Below are 17,584 nucleotides of genomic sequence, written 5' to 3' on the forward strand. Positions count from 1 at the left end.
TAATTTTTAGGGATCATTTGAATTTAATTCACCTTATTAAATTAAATTTCCAAAAAGTAATTTTATAACATATATTTTATTTCCTGTAAGCACTTTTAGATTTTCTTATTTAGAAATATAATTGTTTCATTACCTAAACTTTTAAATGTTAAATTTATCCGGCTCTAAAAAAGCAACTTTTGCCGCTACTGACCAATTCGTGGAAAGTATTTCCTTATCATTATATGAATAATAAGACATACAAAATTGAATTTATCATGATTATTTACTAACCACTAATACCGTTAATACCGTTCAATATTTCGATCAAAATACCATCAGATTTACCTTTTATATGCATACTTTCCTTTTCTATATTTTTTAGAAGGAATGGAATCAAGGAGATAGGGAATTGATGTAAACCCTTCTTTTGTTATTTTAAAAACACCGAAATGTAAGTGGGGTTCTGTACTATACCCAGTATTTCCTGAATAACCAATTGGTTGATTTTTTTTTACAGAATCACCATTTTTTACTAAAACACCATTTTTTTTCAAATGAATGTATTGTGTGAATAATCCATCTTCATGATAGAGAAGAATGTAGTTACCATCGCTTCGATATTTTTTATTTCTTCCTCCTTTGTTCGAATCTTTTTTTAATCCTACAACAACACCATCTCTCATTGCACAAATAGTTTGTCCCACATTCATTCTAAAGTCAATGGCGTATTTAGATAAACCATTGTGTGTAAATTTTGTATTATGTCCTTGAATTATTTTGTATCGTTTTCCTTTTAAAAATGGTAATGCGTAATTATAGAGTGTATCATAATTACTGATATACTTTACTGGTCCGTATCGCATTTTGAATTGATAGTCTTTTAAAAAAGTTATTGTGTCTTTTCCATCGAAACTAAGGATATTCTTTTTCTCATAAGCTTTTACATTATAGCTTTTTAAAGATTTTGTTGTGTTATGTAAAACTTTAACATGCGTTGGACAGCCAAGTTTGTTATGAGCAAAAACTTTAGTTTTATTATTGTTAATTTCAAAAAAGAGATAACTTGGCTTTTTTTGAGCATTTAAATAACTGCATAATACAATAGCGATAATTATAAATACTCTTAACTGCATACTAGCGAATTATTTTTGTCGGAAAACTCACAATACTTTCATGACCATTTTTACCAATGGCACTCACACCGAAAAAATAATTGTCAAGAATAATTCCGTCTAATGTAAATTCAGTAATATCTTCTACATATTTAAAATGATCCCAAGTGGGAGATGTAGTATCCCGCCAATAAATTTTATATCCTTTAGCTTCTTTAACTGGTTGCCAAGATAACTTTGCAGAAGCTTGAACAATTCCTCCAATTCCCACATTTTTTGGAGCGAGTGGAGCAGAAGCGATACTAGCTAAGTTAATAGCATTAACAGCCGTTAATTTTTTGGTATACTCGAAGTTCACGAATTTTAGTTTATCACCATATTCTATTCCATTTTCAGTACGAATGTCTTGGTGTTGTTGTGTGTAATTTTCATGAGCTTCCATTATTCTTATACCAGCAAATCCTACATCATTAAACGGACGATGATGACCTCCACGACCAAAACGATCTAATCTGTAAATCATTTTAGGGTTCATTTCTGGCATATAAGTTTTCGTTGTTTTATAAATGTAACGAGCCAATTGTCTTGAGATTCCATCAACTTCACCACCATAAAAACGTCTAGCGCGTCTTTGGTTTGCTGTTTCAGTCGGAGGAGTAGGTTCAGAGAAAATTCTAAAAGTTCTATTATCAATAATTCCATCCACACCTTTTATATTGCCAATCATATCATTATTCATAACACCGATAATGTTCCAATTTTTTTCAATAGCAAAGTTTGCCAAACCTTTTCCTCCAAATAGTCCTTGTTCTTCACCAGATAAGCCCACATAAATAATACTATTATCAAATTTATAATTACTTAAAACTCTAGCTGCTTCCAAAGCTCCTGCCATTCCTGTAGCATTATCATTTGCGCCAGGAGCATCATCTGTAAAATTATTTGGATCTGTGATTCTTGAGTCGATATCTCCACTCATAGCAATAAAACTATTTGGATTTTTAGTTCCTCTTTGAATAGCAACTACATTTACAACCCAAACATCCTTCGTTATCCTTTTATTCGTTCCTTTTTTAACTAAATCTTTCTGATAAAAAACTTCTAAACAATTATTACACTCTCTTGAAATTTTATCAAACTCCTTTTTTATCCATCTACGAGCAGCTCCGATTCCACGTGTTTCAGAAATAGTATCACTTAAAGTATGTCTTGTCCCAAAATTCGCAAGAGTTTCAATATCACTTTGAATTCCATCAGCAGAAATACTGTTTATAATATCATAAATTTTAGTATCTGTTTGAGAAAAGCCAAGTAGTGGAATTAATAGAATAGGTATTATATAAATGATTCGTTTCATAAGATATTATTTGATATCGTGAGTATTGGACGTAAGAATTTATGAAATATTTCAAATTAATCTTTAAAATACCAAAATGGTATAATAACATCGATTCTTTTTAAAGTATCTTTCTTACGAATAAGCTTTCTTTTAAGCCTCAAAACATGTTTACCATCCTTTAAATTTTTTGTAGGAATGAATGTTTGAAAACCTATTTGATTTTTGGTGTTTTTAGTTATTAAAAAATCGGTATCAATGGTTACTGAATCAATGTTAACCTCATACATTTCGTTAAAAACTTCAACGTATTTTCTCGCTAAACTGTCTCTTTTTTTAGTAGAAATATTATTTTTTCTATTTGTGAATTTTACACCAGTTTGAAAACCCCTTCGATCATTTTCAGGTTTAAGCGAAGGATGATAATTGTAGATTCTATTTTCTAAGTTTTCACTAAATACTTTAAATAGATTTATGTATGGTTCAGTAATTACCTTTGATTGGATAGTCGCGTTATCTACCAAATCATTTTCTTTTATTAGTAAATCTTCATATTCCTTGTTATTCAAATAAATGTTTGAATTACGTTTAGTACTCTCGATATAATTTGAAGTTTGAAATTTTATAGAGCCGATGAAAGCTATTAAGAAATATATTGGAATTAATAATACACTGATTCTTTTGGTGAATTTATTATCTAAAAAATTATAAACAAGAGGACGATATAAAAAGGATAATGTAATAAAACTAAAAACCCAATAGAAAGGAAAATATATTTTAGATAAAATTCTTTTCTTTTTTAAATAACCTTGTGTGACAAAATCAATAAAAGTCAAAAATGATCCGATTCCTATAAAAGTTATAAAAGAAATTCCTACGAAAACTCTCCAACCTTTTGAGAAAGATTCATTATTCATTAAATAGTTAATAACTGTAATTAATAGTACAATTGTTAAAGTAATAGCAATGACATAGAAAATTAATAAGAAAGAGATAGCAAAAAGAACACTACAGTAGTTTTCTAAAATAGCCACGTACCTGTCGAAAGAAACAATTTTTTTCTTTAAATAGTTGCTAAATCTAGGGTGGTAGTTGAGAGTTTCGAAGTCTATATCTCCAGAAACATAGCGTAAACCAAGAGCACCAATCCAAAGACCTCTTAAGGTAACATGAAATAGCAAGTTAAAAATAAGTATATAACAAGCAAGCAATGCTACGATTGAAACTACAAAAGTTACAATTTGCTTATCGTTTTCTGCTATAGTTAAGGCTAGTTTTATTTCGGGTAAAGCAGTAAATAAACCAAATATGGCAAAACCAGAAATAATTAATTCCAGTTGCCAACTATCCTGTTGTAAACGATCTAAAAGTTCTTGAAACTTTTTAGTTTTAAAGTTACTACTCATAAAAAAGTTGTTAGAAATATTTGGATAACCCAAAAATAACAAAACCGCCTTTAAATAAAAGCGGTTCGTTATATTTTAGATATGTTATCAATTATTAACTTTCTTTTTCCAGTTTTTTAGTAAGAAAAAATCCAGAAAACAATCCTAAACCACCTACAAAAAATATCATCGCTGGATACACAGCTTCTTCATCTAATCTTGTGTAAGTTGTTAATAATAAAGCTAAGAAAACACCTAAACCAATTCCCATTAATAATAATGAAAAGTTTAGAACAATCATTCTTCCTGTTAATGTTGACTTTTTCTTTTCTCCTTGCATAAATATTTTAGCATCTGCTCCTTTTTCAATTAATGCTAACCTTTCTTTGTTTCTAGTTGAATAAAAAAGATAAAATATTCCAAAAATTACTGCGAATAAGAACATAAATACAATTGCTACTTCCATATTATCGTTTTTTAAATATTATTTTTAATGTGTTTTCAAGTATGACAGGATACTTTTCAAATAGGTTACACTTTTTTTGAAAAAAATATTTTTTTGATTTTTTTGTAACCTTTTAAAAGAATGCATTGTCATAGTATAAAATGACAACTATCAACGATCAAACTTACATAGAAAAAACAATTAAAGGCGATACTAATGCTTTTTCTCATTTAGTAGAAAAGTATAAAGTAATGGTATTTAGTTTATCTATGAAAATGTTGAAAAGTAGGGAAGAAGCAGAAGAAGTTTCACAAGATACTTTTATAAAAGCTTATAAAAATTTGTCTAAATTTAAAGGAGATTCTAAATTTTCTACTTGGATATATAAAATAGCCTATCGAAATTGTTTAGATAATTTAAAGAAGAATAAAGAAAAGTATCAAACAAGTACTATTGATGAAATAACGATTGATAAAATTAATAGTACCGACAATATTCTTGAAGACATTTCGAGGAATGAAAGAGCTATTTTAATGAAGGAATGTTTAAATAGACTTCCAGAAGAAGAAAGAACTTTACTTTGGATGTTTTATTATGATGAGCTTAGTTTGAAAGAGATAATTGAAGTAACCGAATATTCAGAATCTAACTTAAAAGTCAAATTACATAGAGCTAGAAAAAGATTATTAAGAGTAGTTGAACAAAATGTAGAACCAGAATTGATTAATCATTATGGGAGAAAATAAACACATAGAAGAATTAGATGCTTTTGCAAAAAAGTATGTGAAAGATGTAGAACAAGAGTTGCCAACATTTGATTTTACTTCAAGTGTAATGCACAAAATAAAGGAAGTAGAAATGAGTTCAGTTTATAAAACCACTCCTTTAATTTCTAAAAAAGTTTGGGTTTTATTATTTTCTTTATTAACTATTTGTATGGTTTATGTATCAAAAGGAAAGTCTATTTTTTCTAGTTGGAAAATCCCTGAGAAGTTTAAAATTTCAACCAAAATTGAATTTCCGGATTTATTTCAAGGAATTACGGTTTCAAATACCATGTTAACGGCTTGTTTCTTTTTTACGTTATTAATTTTTATTCAAATTTATCTTTTTAAAAATCGTTTCGAAAAAGATTTAAATTCATGATTTATGAATAATTCAATGCAAAAGTTATTGTTATGTATTTAAATTTAGTAACTTTTGAACTTAATTATAAATTACAAATACCAAATGAAAAGAAGTATTTTATCGCTACTCTTGTTTTCTTTAATTGGTTTTTCTTGTGTAAATACAAAGGCTAAAGAAGAAAAAAAAGCTGTTATTGAAATAGATCAAAAAATTGAAGAAGTGAGTAAAGAAGTTGAAAAGGATTTGGAGTCTTTAGAAAAAGAAGCTAAAGAGATTGAAGAGGAGTTAAAAGAATTAGATAACCTATAAAACTCAAAATCATGAAATTATTTAAATTTGTATTAGTTGTAATGCTTGTTAGTTTTGTAGGAGTTACAAATGCACAAGAGGTAAAAGAAACAAAAAAAGAGAAAGAGGAGCATGTTGAATTTTCAATTTCTGAAAAATTAAAAAAGAGAAAGAGTCAATTATTATTGCTAGAAAAGAGAAATGCTGTTTCTATGGATAGAGTACAAAAAGTTATGAAGAAACTCGAAACCTTAAAAGAAAGTAATAAGATTTCGGAAGAAGAATACACAAAGAAAATGGAAAAGGTTTCAAAGATGGATAAAAGGATAAAAAAACAACACGATAATATTTTTAAATTACAGTCAGATGTTCTTTCGAAAGAAAGAGAATTGAGAGGAATTAAAGCTTCAAGATAATAGGATTTTAACCTAATAAAACACCGAATAAATTAACTTTTATTCGGTGTTTTTTTATTTATCTAAAAAAGTATACACTGCTTATTTTTCCGTTGGCTACTTCATAAATTGCTACTGCTTTGAAGTTGTTGCCATTCATGGTAAGATACTCTTCGTCAATAATTCTATTTCCATTTACGATTCTCCTCAAAACCTTACAGTTTAAATCAGGTGTGCTCTCGAAAAAAGGAGTATAACGTTTTCTCATTTCATCAATACCTTGATAGTTTAATGTATTAGGAAATGTGTAAACCTTTACATTTTTAGCGAATGGCTTTAAAAATGCTTCAATGTCTCTATTATTATAAGCTTCTAATTGTTCTTCAGCTAAATATCTTGGTGATACTTCCGCCGTGATTGCTAACTTACTAGCATTATCGTTTACTGTTATTCTTGAGATTTTATTTATATTTTCATCTTGAAATTGATGGAATACACTCCAGCCTTTGTCCTTAGTAGGATGGAATTTATAGATAGTATTTTCATTTGGAATTAAAATAGTACCATTTGGCAACCAGCAAATATCTTGTGCTTGTCCAGTAATTGTAATAAATTTGGTTTCTTTAGTTTGAGGATTTAAAGACCAAACTTCCCAGTTTTCTTCATTTTTTTTCATAAAACTAACTAAAGATGAATTCGGAATTTTATGAAAAGATCGACCTACATTTTTAGCGATTATTGTGTTTGTTTTCTTTTTTACATCACTAATGCATAATTGTAAACTATCATTTACAATAACAGAGGAAATTAATGTGTTTTTGTTGTACCACATCGGGTATGCAACTACTAAATCTTTAATTAATTCTGTGTTTTTTCCGTTTTTGAAATTATATTCATAAAACCTTTGTTTACCATCATTATCAAGTCTAACAGCTGAAACATTTTTAGAATTTGGAATTCTTTGCGGTGAATATTCTCCACCCTGTGGTGTGTTATTTATGTAGGATAATTTACCATCTTTAATACTGTATTTTCCAATATCTGTTTGGCTATTTTTTGCTGAAGCAAACAGAACTAAATTGTCATTGTAAAAATGAGGCTGACTATCGTATCCATCATTATTAGAAATATTTTTTCCATTGACGACTTTTAGTTTTTCATTTTCAGATTTGATATCAAATAAGTAAATCTCTGTATTTGTTTGTGCCCATGATATTATTGGGAAGAATATTAAAGCAAGTGTTTTTTTCATTATGAATTATTTGGTTAAAATAAAAGTACAAAAAACCACTTCGAAAATGAACGAAATGGTTTCTTATCTTTAATTACTAGAGCTAATTTGCTATTTGCTATTTGCTATTTGCTATTTGCTATTGTTTTGTTTCAAATATACGTGGGAATGAAGAGTTTAAAATTTAGATTAATTTATCGGTTTGTATGAATGACTTAAGATGATTGTTTGATACTTTCTAAATTTGGTTTAATAATTATTTTTCTAGTCTTTGGTGTTTTTTAAAAATATCATCAAAATTTTGAATTAAGATTTGAGATTCGGAATCGTAAATTAGTGTCCTGTCTTTTTGAGCATAAAGCTTGGGTTGGATTGAAATTCTTTTGTTATCTATTTTATTAACAATAAAAGGACGATAACAGTTTTTTAAATTCTTAATTATGAATTTTTCTGGATGATTTTTTAGTTTTGGTCCAATGTAGTAAAAGCTTGAATCTGTGTCAAATATTAATGCTTTTGAGCTATTAGTTCTTTTAAAATCATAAACATCTTCAAGAATTAATGCTTCCCGCTTTTTGTTTAAATAATAATAAATAGTAAACTTACCATTCTTTGAAAAGTATCTAATTGATATATATTTATTCTTAATTGTTTCTTCGCGGGTGATTTTAGCACTAATAACTTTAAGTATGTTATTTGAGACTTTAGTATTAATAATAGTGTTAACTTTTAAAGTATCAATTGAATAAGTTTTTAGATCGCTGTAATTTTTTTTGTAATTGTAAAGTTTGTGATTTTTAACAATGTTATTGTCATTGGCTGCTGCATACTCAATAAGTTTAAGAGTATTTGTTATGTTGAATTTCCTCCGAATTTGTCTGATGACAACAATTTCCTCGTCAATATTATTTTCTAAAAAATCCTTTTCTTGTCCCTTGAGGTAATTTAAAGTCTTTTTTCCTTTTGATATAAAATAGTCAGGTTCACAATAATCAACATAAAAATGATCAAAATCTAAAAGAATGTTTTTTTTGAAGTTGATTCTTTTACAAAGTTTTTCAGCATATTTTCCGATGAATTCTACTTTTTTAATTTCCTCATATTGAAAGCCAGTTTTTATTCTTGTAGTTATGTTTCCATAATTTTCAACAATAGAAAAGTCTTGATGGACGAAATCATTTTTTGTTTTAAAAGAGGTAATTATGATGAATACTATTACTAGTTGAAATCTTTTCATTTTATATTTTTTCTCAATAAAAAAATCTCTTTGCGTATAACAAAGAGATTCTTAAAAATTTATAAAAGTTTTAACCTTACTTAATCAAATCGTAAGAACGTTTAATAAAGTTTGTTAATTCTTCACCATGAAGTAGGTTTTGAGATAATTTAGCTAAGTCAAAAGCTTGAGAAATTAATTGCTTTTGTTTATCCTCGTCAGCATTTAAAATATCAGAAACTAGTTCGTGGTTTGTATTTACAACAAGATTGTACATTTCTGGCATATTACCCATTCCCATCATTCCACCACCAGTAGCCTGCATTTCTTTCATTCTGCGCATGAATTCCGGAACAGTTATTAAAAACGGAGAACTTGAAGAATCCATTGCTTCTAACTGGACTGTATAACTAGAATTGTTTACAGCTCCTTCAATAACTGGTTTTAGTTTTTCTTTTTCTCCTTCAGAAAGTTTAGAAATAATCGTGTCGTCTTTCTTAATTAGATTGTCAATATGGTCAGCATCAACACGTTTGAATTGAATTTTAGCATCACCAGATTCCATCTCTAATTTTTGCATTAAGTGAGGAACTATTGGTGTATCTAGCAATAATACTTCGTATCCTTTCGCTTTAGCATCTTCAATATAACTATGCTGTGCATCTTTATTAGCTGCATACAAAATCACGTGATTTCCATCTTTATCGGTTTGAGCTTCTTTAGTTTTTTCAACTAATTCGTCAAACGTAAAAAAGGTGTCGTTAACAGTTGGATATAAAGCGAATTTTTTAGCCTTATCGAAAAATTTCTCTTCAGATAACATTCCGTACTCGATAATAACTTTGATATCATTCCATTTTTGTTCAAAGTCAGCACGATCTTTTTTGAATAAAGAAGCCAATTTATCAGCAACTTTTTTAGTGATGTATCCTGATATTTTCTTTACAGCTCCATCTGCTTGTAAATAAGAACGAGACACGTTTAATGGAATATCTGGAGAATCGATTACACCTTTCAACATTTGTAAGAAGTCAGGAACAATTCCTTCCACATTATCAGTTACAAAAACTTGGTTTTGGTATAATTGAATTTTATCTTTTTGAATATCCATGTTTTGAGTTAAACGAGGGAAGTATAAAATCCCAGTTAAATTAAATGGATAATCGACATTTAGATGTATATGGAATAAAGGCTCTTCGAACTGCATTGGATACAATTCTCTATAGAATTTTGAATAATCCTCTCCTTCTAAATCAGCTGGTTTTTTAGTCCAAGCAGGAGTAGTATTATTAATAATATTATCTACTTCTTGTGTTTCTGGTTTTGCATCTTCTGCTGCATCTTCTGGAAGAGGTAAAGTTTCAGTTTTAGTTCCAAATTTAATTGGAATTTGGTTGAAACGATTGTATTTTGATAATAATCCAGAAACTTTTGAATCTTCTAAGAAATCTTTTTCGTCTTCTGAAATATGTAAAATAATTTCAGTTCCTCTTTCTGTTTTATTATGCGCTTCTAATGTATACTCAGGGGAACCATCACAAGTCCAATGAGCTGCCGGTTCTTCTTTATATGATTTAGTAATGATTTCTACTTTATCAGCAACCATAAAAGCTGAGTAAAATCCTAATCCAAAGTGACCAATTACACCTGTTTCATTGTTAGAATCTTTATACTTTTCTAAAAATTCTTCAGCACCTGAAAAGGCAATTTGGTTAATATATTTTTCAACTTCATCAGCCGTCATACCTAAACCTTGATCGGTGATATGAAGTGTTTTGTTTTCTTTATCAATTTTTATTTCTATTTGTGGATTTCCATACTCAACTTTGGCTTCACCAATAGAAATAAGGTGTTTTAACTTTGTAGTTGCGTCTGTAGCATTCGAAATTAATTCACGAAGAAATATTTCGTGATCAGAATACAAGAACTTTTTAATTAGTGGGAAAATATTTTCAACCGATACATTAATACTTCCTTTACTCATAATATTATAATTTAATTTTTAGTCAATGTTCGGCTTTTTCTTGGTCAAAAAAAATACCAAAAGTTTAAAAAGTGTCAGGATGTCAGAGTTCTCTTTTTAGTTTTTACAGAATTATTGAAAACTATAGAAGCTAATAAACCTATCAAAGAACTTACTAAAAAGAAAATAAATAAATATTGATATCCTACAGCACCGCCAACTTCATCCAAATAATAGCCTTCAATTGCACCTAGAAATATATCTGGTGAAAATCCAATTACAGAAACGATACCAACCACGGTTCCAGTAATGGTAATAGGAATTTTAGCTTGTTCAAGTACAGTAAAATATAATACTCTTAATGTGTATGCTCCAATTAATGAACTTACTAAAGGAATTAATAGCGAAATATTCAAAAAATCAATATTAAAGATAAACAGTAAACTTCCTAAAGTCATCATTGAAAACCCAATGATGAGCCATTTTGAAGGATTAGAATTTTTAGCAAAGAAGAAAACAAGCATACATATTATAGGTCTTAAATACGAGAAATAAGTACCAAGTTCTGCTGATTCTTTTGAATTGTAACCATAAATTTCACTAGCATATTGAGTAAAAATATCTGCAACTCTATACCCAACATAGGACGTAAAAATAATAATCATTAATATCCAAACTACTGGGTAACCTAAGGCTTTTTTAATATTTCTTCGAATAGAAGATTTCGATATTGCTCTAGGTGATTTAGAGAAATCAGGAAGAAATAAAACAATAAAAGCCATTAGCATAGTCAAAATCGAAGTAATTAAATATACCTGATTCATTGCATTTTGGATGACTACTTTAGAAAAATTATCAACTGAAGAAATCGAGGAAATAATGTAAACTCCAATGGTCCCGATTATAGCAGCGACCAATCCACGACCACCTTCTAATATTCCGAATGCAAAAATTTGTTTGTTACCTCCCCATAATCTTGTTGCTTTAATTAATGGAGACCAGAAAAGCATAATAGTTGTAAATCCCCAATAAATGTATAACATATATAAAGTTGATAAGGAAGGATACATTACCCAAGTAAAACCACCAATACTTGTTAGAAATAAAGCTATTCCCATCAAGTATTTTGTAGGATATTTGTCTGCTATTAAACCTCCAAGAAAGTAAGATATCATTCCTGTGATGCCATACAACGTGTAACAAAATCCAATATCCCTATTAGTAATATCGAAAGCACTTAAAAATGTAGGACGAAATATTCTAACCAAAACAAAAGGTAGGGCATAAATAATTTCTGCAGCTAAAATTAAAAAAGTAATTTGAAGAGCTCTTTTGTAATTCATGTAGCCAGTTTAAAGACTTTTAGTTTGAGATTTAGGATTTAGTTGTTAAGTTCAAATTTCGAGAAAAGGTAAGTATTTTTAGGTTAGATCTAAAAATTATTTTTATTCTTGTAATTGTTAGATGAAAAAATAATTGTAATTCAGTAGTTTAAAATTGTAAATTTTAACTTTAAGAAGATATTATGACATCATGACATTTATCTCATTTTATTATAAGGCATTTTTGTACAAAAATGATAAAATTCATACTTTTACAGGCTTTTATTTTGAAAACAACTAAATTATAACCGATATATATTATGTATAGTTCAAAAATTACTGGTTTAGGATATTATGTTCCTGAAAATGTGGTTACTAACGATGATTTGACTCAGTGGATGGAGACAAGTGATGAATGGATTCAGGAAAGAACAGGAATCAAAGAACGTCGTTGGATTGATCCTAAATCAGGCGATACAACTGCTGTTATGGGTGCAAAGGCAGCTAAAATAGCAATTGAAAGAGCAGGTTTAACTAAAGATGATATTGATTTTATAGTATTTGCAACATTAAGTCCTGATATGTATTTCCCAGGCGGAGGAGTACAAATTCAAGATATGCTAGATATGCCTACAATAGGAGCGTTAGATGTACGTAATCAGTGTTCTGGTTTTATTTATTCTTTATCTGTTGCGGATCAGTTCATAAAAACTGGAATGTATAAAAACATTTTGGTAATTGGTGCTGAAAATCATTCTGGAGGATTAGAAAGATCTACAAGAGGAAGAGGTGTAACTGTAATTTTTGGAGACGGAGCAGGAGCAGCTGTACTTTCAAGGTGTGAAGAAGAAGGAAAGGGTATTTTATCGTCTCATTTACATTCGGAAGGAAAGCATGCAGAAGAGTTGGCTTTAATAGGTCCATCTACAAATCGTTGGGTCCCTGAAATAATCGAAGCCAACGATCCAGAGGATACTTCTTATTTCCCACATATGAATGGTCAATTTGTATTTAAACATGCCGTTGTTCGTTTTTCAGAGGCAATCATAGAAGGTTTACAGGCAAATGGACTAGAAAAGGATGATATTGACATGTTAATTCCGCATCAGGCAAATTTGAGAATTGCTCAATTTATTCAAAAGAAATTCCAACTACCGAATGAGAAAGTTTATAATAATATTATGCGTTATGGTAATACAACCGCAGCATCGATTATTATCGCATTAACGGAAGCTTGGGAAGAAGGAAAAATTAAGGATAATGATTTAGTTGTTTTAGCAGCGTTTGGTAGTGGATTCACTTGGGGATCTGTGGTTATTCGTTGGTAGTAACACTAGGATATAAAATAAAAGTCGAAGTATTTGCTTCGGCTTTTTTATTTTTAAAAATCATAACAGCTCCAACAGAAAAGTCTGTTACTCATTTAATTTTATAATGTAATCGGATAAATTGAAATCTACTACTACCAGTACAAGGTTATTTAAATTTATTATTTCTTAAAATTGGGAATAACCTGATGTAACACAATTTGATTTGTCGCTTTACAAGAAACTTTTTAACTTCTAAACATATTCTTTTAACACTGAAGCCAAAATTTTTTTGTGATATAGGCCAACTAATCCATTTAGCTGAAATTTTTAGAGCTTTTGTCAATCACCTGTTTAAATAGTTTTTAAATGATTCATTTAAGTTAAAGTATTATCTCCTTTTATTCTTAATAACCTTTCTACAAGGTTCTTTTAGAATCATTTATTTAGATCGAGTACTCCAATATTATATGAGATAAATTAATTAGAAGAAAGTATAAAGCATAACCTTAATAGATTGGGGTTTTTATCATGTTGTTAAATGATAGCAGATTTCCAAACTAGCTCTAATGTATTTTTCCGATTATAATTTATAAAGAGCAAAAGTTTTGAAGTTAGCATTGAGTTCATTTTCTCCATATTCATGCGTTATTTGAATTATCTAATTTCCTGTCATGAACTCTTAAAAGCAGACAATCTATTATAAACGTTGTTATTTAAATCAATTTTTCAGTTATTCAATTCAACTTTTACATTTTGATTTTCTAATTCTTTCAAGTAAGTCTCTGGAGTAAAATGTTCACTATCGAATTCAGCAGTTCTCTTTCTTTTCATTTCCAAACGTTTTATCGCTTTTAAAAATCTTCTTATTTCGAGATCGTTTGTAACAATTAAGCCTGGAACAAGAATTGATTTTCCTTGATCATTTTTCGCAACCATTGTAAAATACGATGAATTACAATGATTTACCTTTCCAGTTTGAATATTTTGAGATTCTACTCGAATACCAACAACCATGGAAGTTCTACCAACATAATTTATGGATGCCTTCATTGTAACCAATTCACCAACTTCAATAGGATTTAAAAAATCAACCGTATCAACAGATGCTGTAACACAATAAGTTCTTGAATGTTTTGCGGCACAAGAGAAAGCAATTTGATCCATCAAATTTAATATATAACCTCCATGGATTTTGCCGCTGAAATTTGCATGTGATGGAAGCATAAGTTCAGATATGGTAATTTTGGTATCTTCTACATATACAAAGTTATTTTCCAATTGTTTTATTTTCAATTTGGTTGAAGTGAGGAGAGGTTTCTTCTTCAACTTTATTTATAAAATATTTCGAGTCACCCAGCCAAACAATTTTATTAAATCGTTCAAAGTATGTTAGTTTTACGTATCTACCTTGTAGTTTTTTCAAATTTTCAATTGCTTTTTTCTGTTTGTCTTCTACGGAAAACTTAAAAATTTGAGCTCCTGAAATTCCTTGGCTAATTTCTCCTTCCCATGTTTTAAATAAAATTCCTTTCCGACTGAATTTAATAAGTTCACCAGACCTTTCGCCTTCGCTAAAAGTTGCGAAATATATAAACGTATAATAAATGGTTGCTAATAGTAAGATCGATGTAAGAATTATAGCAAGTATTTTTTTCATAAGATAAAATTACAATTTAATTGTATTGTACGAAGTTAGGAATTTTTAAAATAATCTTAAAGTCAAAAAGAAAACTTGCTAATTTTTTATGATGACTTTTACTTCTAGAGATTACTTTTTTATTTTTCAATTACTTTATCTAATAATATATTCTACGTTATGATGTTATTTTCAAAAGTGTAAACCCGCTAAACCATAAACATTATGAATTCAAAAAAAAGGCTTAAATGATATTTGTTGTTCGTCTCTTAGTAATTGCCCACCAAATTAAAGCGAATTAAAATTTTGATATTGTCAGGAAAAGCTCTTTGCAAGAACTCAAAGAGTTATTAAAATCTTATTCTATCTTGATAGATATCCAAATGATGATTGTTATAACTCACTTACTTTGGCTTGCTGTTAAATTAATGTGTAAGTTTTTAAGCATATTGTTCAAAAAGTATATAATATAAATGTTAATAATGGTTATGGAATTGCTTTTATGGCTTCAACGATGAAGAAATATTGGATTGGTATATGCAAATAGCAAAATTGCATGACACTATGTAATAGTATTTAATTCATATGAATTAGTTGTGTTTATGACAGAATTTGGAGCAAAATTTGACTTCAATAATAATAGAAAAAATACAGCAAAAATTATGCTAATTTAAATAGTAAAAAAATACGAACCTTAATTAAAGTCTAAAATTATGGTTAAAAAGTTCATACTCATTTTCATGAGTTCTTCTTTATCAGGACAAGTATTTTCAATAGGAATCTAAATCTTAAAAGATAATTTAAATATCAATTTTGAAATTGAAGATACTAAAACCAAATTAACATTAAACGATCCATTAAGTACATAGTTTGTAGTTGGACTTGACAATAGGGCAAAAAATATATTTTGTAGTGTTGATTTCTTAAGGATAAATGATTCTACGATTACCGATGCAACAATAGTTAAAAAATAGTTGGTTATGGAATCTTTAAGTCTATATTAGAATTTAATTTCAAAAACTGTTTTCGGTAAATTTAGAATTAAAGTATTGAAAAGACTCAATAATTATGGAGATGCTAATGATTTTATTTTTAGTATTTCTGATCGTAGTATTAATGTTATTTGGGTATTTGGAAGTTCAATTATCATGATTGCAGTAGAGGTAAAAATCGAAATGCAACTTCATTAAGAGTAACTTTAAATAATAAAAAGTTTAAGACGTCAGATATTGAAGTATGCCCAAATCGATATTTAAATAATGTAAATATTCAGTTATCAACTTCTGTTAAAATTGCGGAATTAATATGCTATGAATTCACTGGAAGATTGGTAAGAATAAAACAAGGGAGTTTATTCAGTGAAATTAATTTTAATACTGATGAAAAAGAAAGCAGGATATACTCATTAAGGTGAGTTCTGAAAATAAAACTGGTAGCAAGATGATTGTTCTTAAATAGTGTAAAAAAATCCTTACTCAATAACCGATTGTCTCAAGGTAATCGGTTTTTTGTTGTATGTTTGTTTTGCTTCAAAAAAATCTAAAATGAACTATATTTTATTCGATGGAGATGTAAGAGCATCTCTTTTACCATTTACCTTTACACGACCTGTAGCCGATATTAGAGTTGGAATTTTGACGATTAGAGAAAAATGGGAAAAGTACCTTGGTTTAACTACAACAACAATTACCGAAGAATATTTGGAAGAAAAGTTTCCTATGGTTGAAATGGAAGAGAATGTTATGCTTAATGCTTCGTTTTTACCAACACCAGAATTAGTGGAAAGGATAAAAAAATTAAAACAAAATGAAGCAATTTTTAAAGGAGAAGATGTCATTGCTTTTTATACAACTCAAGATCAGGATGAAGTAGATTTTGATTCTTATTCTCAAATTGAATTTGAAGAAGATATTGTTCAAATTAAAAATACGTGGGATATTTTTTCAAAAAATGATCTTGCTATTCGTCAAGATTTTAATTTATTAACAGAAGGTAGAGAATCACAACTAATTCCAGAAACAGTTAACTGTGTTGGAAGAGAGCAAATATTTATAGAAGAAGGTGCTAAATTGACTTTTGCAACTTTAAATGCAACAACAGGTCCAATTTATATTGGTAAAAATGCGGAAATAATGGAAGGTGTTGTTGTGCGTGGAGCACTTGCTATGTGTGACAATTCAGTTTTGAAGCTCGGAGCGAAAATTTATGGAGCAACAACTTTAGGTCCATATTGTAAAGTTGGAGGAGAAGTAAATAATTCAGTCCTTTTTGGATACTCCAATAAAGGTCACGATGGCTTTTTGGGAAATTCTGTGTTAGGTGAATGGTGTAATCTCGGTGCGGACACTAATAATTCAAATCTTAAAAATAATTATGCAGAAGTAAGACTATGGAATTATGAAACTGGAAGGTTTGCTAAAACGGGATTACAGTTTTGTGGTTTAATGATGGGAGATCATTCGAAATGTGGAATTAATACGATGTTTAATACAGGAACAGTAATAGGAGTTTCATCTAATATTTTTGGAAGTGGATTTCCTAGAAACTTTGTTCCATCATTTAGTTGGGGCGGAGCATCTGGGTTCACAGAATATAAAATGAATAAAGTAAATGAAGTTGCTGAGGTAGTTATGAAAAGAAGAAATATAGAGTATGATGAAATAGAGCAAAAAATATTATCTGCTGTTTTTCAAAAGACTCAACAGTATAGAGTATTCTAAATATATAGGCTTGAATACCTTATTAATATGTTGTTAATATTTGAAAAGTAAATCATTTTTTTTGAATCATTTCATTTTGAAAAAAATGTATATTTTTGAACTCTAATAATTTTAA

Annotated in this window: 17 protein-coding genes; 7 read left to right on the forward strand and 10 right to left on the reverse strand. The window is 28.8% G+C overall.

Going from position 1 to position 17,584, the window contains the following annotated elements:
- Window positions 1-323: 323 nt before the first annotated feature.
- The 4 genes from BTO06_RS05645 to BTO06_RS05660 form a co-directional block, all read right to left on the reverse strand.
- The gene (locus tag BTO06_RS05645; protein WP_100924366.1) at window positions 324-1,115 is read right to left on the reverse strand and encodes a M23 family metallopeptidase; all 792 of its coding nucleotides are present in this window, start codon (window positions 1,113-1,115) and stop codon (window positions 324-326) included.
- Window position 1,116: 1 nt separating this feature from the next.
- The gene (locus BTO06_RS05650) at window positions 1,117-2,451 is read right to left on the reverse strand and encodes a M28 family peptidase (protein WP_100924367.1); all 1,335 of its coding nucleotides are present in this window, start codon (window positions 2,449-2,451) and stop codon (window positions 1,117-1,119) included.
- A gap of 56 nt (window positions 2,452-2,507) precedes the next feature.
- Window positions 2,508-3,836: a hypothetical protein gene (locus tag BTO06_RS05655; protein ID WP_100924368.1), complete on the reverse strand. Its 1,329-nt coding sequence runs from the start codon at window positions 3,834-3,836 to the stop codon at window positions 2,508-2,510.
- A 94-nt stretch (window positions 3,837-3,930) separates the two neighbouring features.
- Window positions 3,931-4,281 (reverse strand): DUF6249 domain-containing protein, encoded by a 351-nt coding sequence (locus BTO06_RS05660; RefSeq protein ID WP_100924369.1) that lies wholly within the window; start codon window positions 4,279-4,281, stop codon window positions 3,931-3,933.
- A 140-nt stretch (window positions 4,282-4,421) separates the two neighbouring features.
- Between BTO06_RS05660 and BTO06_RS05665 the strand changes: the two genes are divergently transcribed.
- The 4 genes from BTO06_RS05665 (at window position 4,422) to BTO06_RS05680 (ending at window position 6,092) form a co-directional block, all read left to right on the forward strand.
- The gene (locus BTO06_RS05665) at window positions 4,422-5,006 is read left to right on the forward strand and encodes an RNA polymerase sigma factor (RefSeq protein WP_100924370.1); all 585 of its coding nucleotides are present in this window, start codon (window positions 4,422-4,424) and stop codon (window positions 5,004-5,006) included.
- Complete coding sequence (locus tag BTO06_RS05670) at window positions 4,993-5,406, forward strand: hypothetical protein (RefSeq protein ID WP_100924371.1); 414 nt, start codon at window positions 4,993-4,995, stop codon at window positions 5,404-5,406. The genes BTO06_RS05665 and BTO06_RS05670 overlap by 14 nt, the downstream gene beginning before the upstream one ends.
- 84 nt (window positions 5,407-5,490) lie before the next feature.
- Window positions 5,491-5,697 (forward strand): hypothetical protein, encoded by a 207-nt coding sequence (locus tag BTO06_RS05675; RefSeq protein ID WP_100924372.1) that lies wholly within the window; start codon window positions 5,491-5,493, stop codon window positions 5,695-5,697.
- Between the two features lie 11 nt (window positions 5,698-5,708).
- On the forward strand, window positions 5,709-6,092 hold the full coding sequence (locus tag BTO06_RS05680; RefSeq protein WP_100924373.1) for a hypothetical protein: 384 nt from the start codon (window positions 5,709-5,711) through the stop codon (window positions 6,090-6,092).
- A gap of 58 nt (window positions 6,093-6,150) precedes the next feature.
- Here BTO06_RS05680 and BTO06_RS18665 read toward each other — a convergent pair whose 3' ends face one another.
- From BTO06_RS18665 to BTO06_RS05700, 4 genes are all read right to left on the reverse strand, one after another.
- Entirely contained in the window at window positions 6,151-7,323 is a 1,173-nt protein-coding gene (locus BTO06_RS18665) for a nuclear transport factor 2 family protein (RefSeq protein ID WP_198517134.1), read from the reverse strand.
- Between the two features lie 235 nt (window positions 7,324-7,558).
- A complete protein-coding gene (locus BTO06_RS05690) occupies window positions 7,559-8,539 on the reverse strand; it encodes a hypothetical protein (protein WP_100924374.1) in 981 nt (326 codons plus the stop codon).
- 76 nt (window positions 8,540-8,615) lie between these two features.
- The gene (gene htpG, locus BTO06_RS05695) at window positions 8,616-10,502 is read right to left on the reverse strand and encodes a molecular chaperone HtpG (protein ID WP_100924375.1); all 1,887 of its coding nucleotides are present in this window, start codon (window positions 10,500-10,502) and stop codon (window positions 8,616-8,618) included.
- A gap of 74 nt (window positions 10,503-10,576) precedes the next feature.
- A complete protein-coding gene (locus BTO06_RS05700) occupies window positions 10,577-11,824 on the reverse strand; it encodes an MFS transporter (protein WP_100924376.1) in 1,248 nt (415 codons plus the stop codon).
- 299 nt (window positions 11,825-12,123) lie between these two features.
- Between BTO06_RS05700 and BTO06_RS05705 the strand changes: the two genes are divergently transcribed.
- Complete coding sequence (locus tag BTO06_RS05705) at window positions 12,124-13,131, forward strand: 3-oxoacyl-ACP synthase III family protein (protein WP_100924377.1); 1,008 nt, start codon at window positions 12,124-12,126, stop codon at window positions 13,129-13,131.
- A 708-nt stretch (window positions 13,132-13,839) separates the two neighbouring features.
- Here the strand turns inward: BTO06_RS05705 and BTO06_RS05710 are convergent.
- Window positions 13,840-14,391, reverse strand: coding sequence for an acyl-CoA thioesterase (locus BTO06_RS05710; RefSeq protein ID WP_443081488.1), 552 nt, complete (start codon window positions 14,389-14,391; stop codon window positions 13,840-13,842).
- The gene (locus BTO06_RS05715; protein ID WP_100924378.1) at window positions 14,381-14,770 is read right to left on the reverse strand and encodes a 6-phosphogluconate dehydrogenase; all 390 of its coding nucleotides are present in this window, start codon (window positions 14,768-14,770) and stop codon (window positions 14,381-14,383) included. The genes BTO06_RS05710 and BTO06_RS05715 overlap by 11 nt, the downstream gene beginning before the upstream one ends.
- A 1,028-nt stretch (window positions 14,771-15,798) precedes the next feature.
- On the opposite strand from BTO06_RS05715, the gene BTO06_RS18425 reads away from it, so the two are divergent.
- Window positions 15,799-15,939 (forward strand): hypothetical protein, encoded by a 141-nt coding sequence (locus BTO06_RS18425; RefSeq protein ID WP_157811752.1) that lies wholly within the window; start codon window positions 15,799-15,801, stop codon window positions 15,937-15,939.
- A 354-nt stretch (window positions 15,940-16,293) separates the two neighbouring features.
- The gene (locus BTO06_RS05725) at window positions 16,294-17,469 is read left to right on the forward strand and encodes a GlmU family protein (protein WP_100924380.1); all 1,176 of its coding nucleotides are present in this window, start codon (window positions 16,294-16,296) and stop codon (window positions 17,467-17,469) included.
- Window positions 17,470-17,584 lie beyond the last annotated feature (115 nt).

The organism is Tenacibaculum sp. SZ-18, from assembly GCF_002813915.1.
Classification (GTDB): Bacteria; Bacteroidota; Bacteroidia; order Flavobacteriales; family Flavobacteriaceae; genus Polaribacter.

Coding starts and splice junctions, on each gene's coding strand:
- BTO06_RS18665 (WP_198517134.1), bottom strand. CDS start 7,323: ATGAAAAAAACACTTGCTTTAATATTCTTCCCAATAATATCATGGGCA.
- BTO06_RS05675 (WP_100924372.1), top strand. CDS start 5,491: ATGAAAAGAAGTATTTTATCGCTACTCTTGTTTTCTTTAATTGGTTTT.
- BTO06_RS05665 (WP_100924370.1), top strand. CDS start 4,422: ATGACAACTATCAACGATCAAACTTACATAGAAAAAACAATTAAAGGC.
- BTO06_RS05660 (WP_100924369.1), bottom strand. CDS start 4,281: ATGGAAGTAGCAATTGTATTTATGTTCTTATTCGCAGTAATTTTTGGA.
- BTO06_RS05690 (WP_100924374.1), bottom strand. CDS start 8,539: ATGAAAAGATTTCAACTAGTAATAGTATTCATCATAATTACCTCTTTT.
- BTO06_RS05670 (WP_100924371.1), top strand. CDS start 4,993: ATGGGAGAAAATAAACACATAGAAGAATTAGATGCTTTTGCAAAAAAG.
- BTO06_RS05655 (WP_100924368.1), bottom strand. CDS start 3,836: ATGAGTAGTAACTTTAAAACTAAAAAGTTTCAAGAACTTTTAGATCGT.
- BTO06_RS05680 (WP_100924373.1), top strand. CDS start 5,709: ATGAAATTATTTAAATTTGTATTAGTTGTAATGCTTGTTAGTTTTGTA.
- BTO06_RS05645 (WP_100924366.1), bottom strand. CDS start 1,115: ATGCAGTTAAGAGTATTTATAATTATCGCTATTGTATTATGCAGTTAT.
- htpG (WP_100924375.1), bottom strand. CDS start 10,502: ATGAGTAAAGGAAGTATTAATGTATCGGTTGAAAATATTTTCCCACTA.
- BTO06_RS05650 (WP_100924367.1), bottom strand. CDS start 2,451: ATGAAACGAATCATTTATATAATACCTATTCTATTAATTCCACTACTT.
- BTO06_RS05725 (WP_100924380.1), top strand. CDS start 16,294: ATGAACTATATTTTATTCGATGGAGATGTAAGAGCATCTCTTTTACCA.
- BTO06_RS05715 (WP_100924378.1), bottom strand. CDS start 14,770: ATGAAAAAAATACTTGCTATAATTCTTACATCGATCTTACTATTAGCA.
- BTO06_RS05705 (WP_100924377.1), top strand. CDS start 12,124: ATGTATAGTTCAAAAATTACTGGTTTAGGATATTATGTTCCTGAAAAT.
- BTO06_RS05700 (WP_100924376.1), bottom strand. CDS start 11,824: ATGAATTACAAAAGAGCTCTTCAAATTACTTTTTTAATTTTAGCTGCA.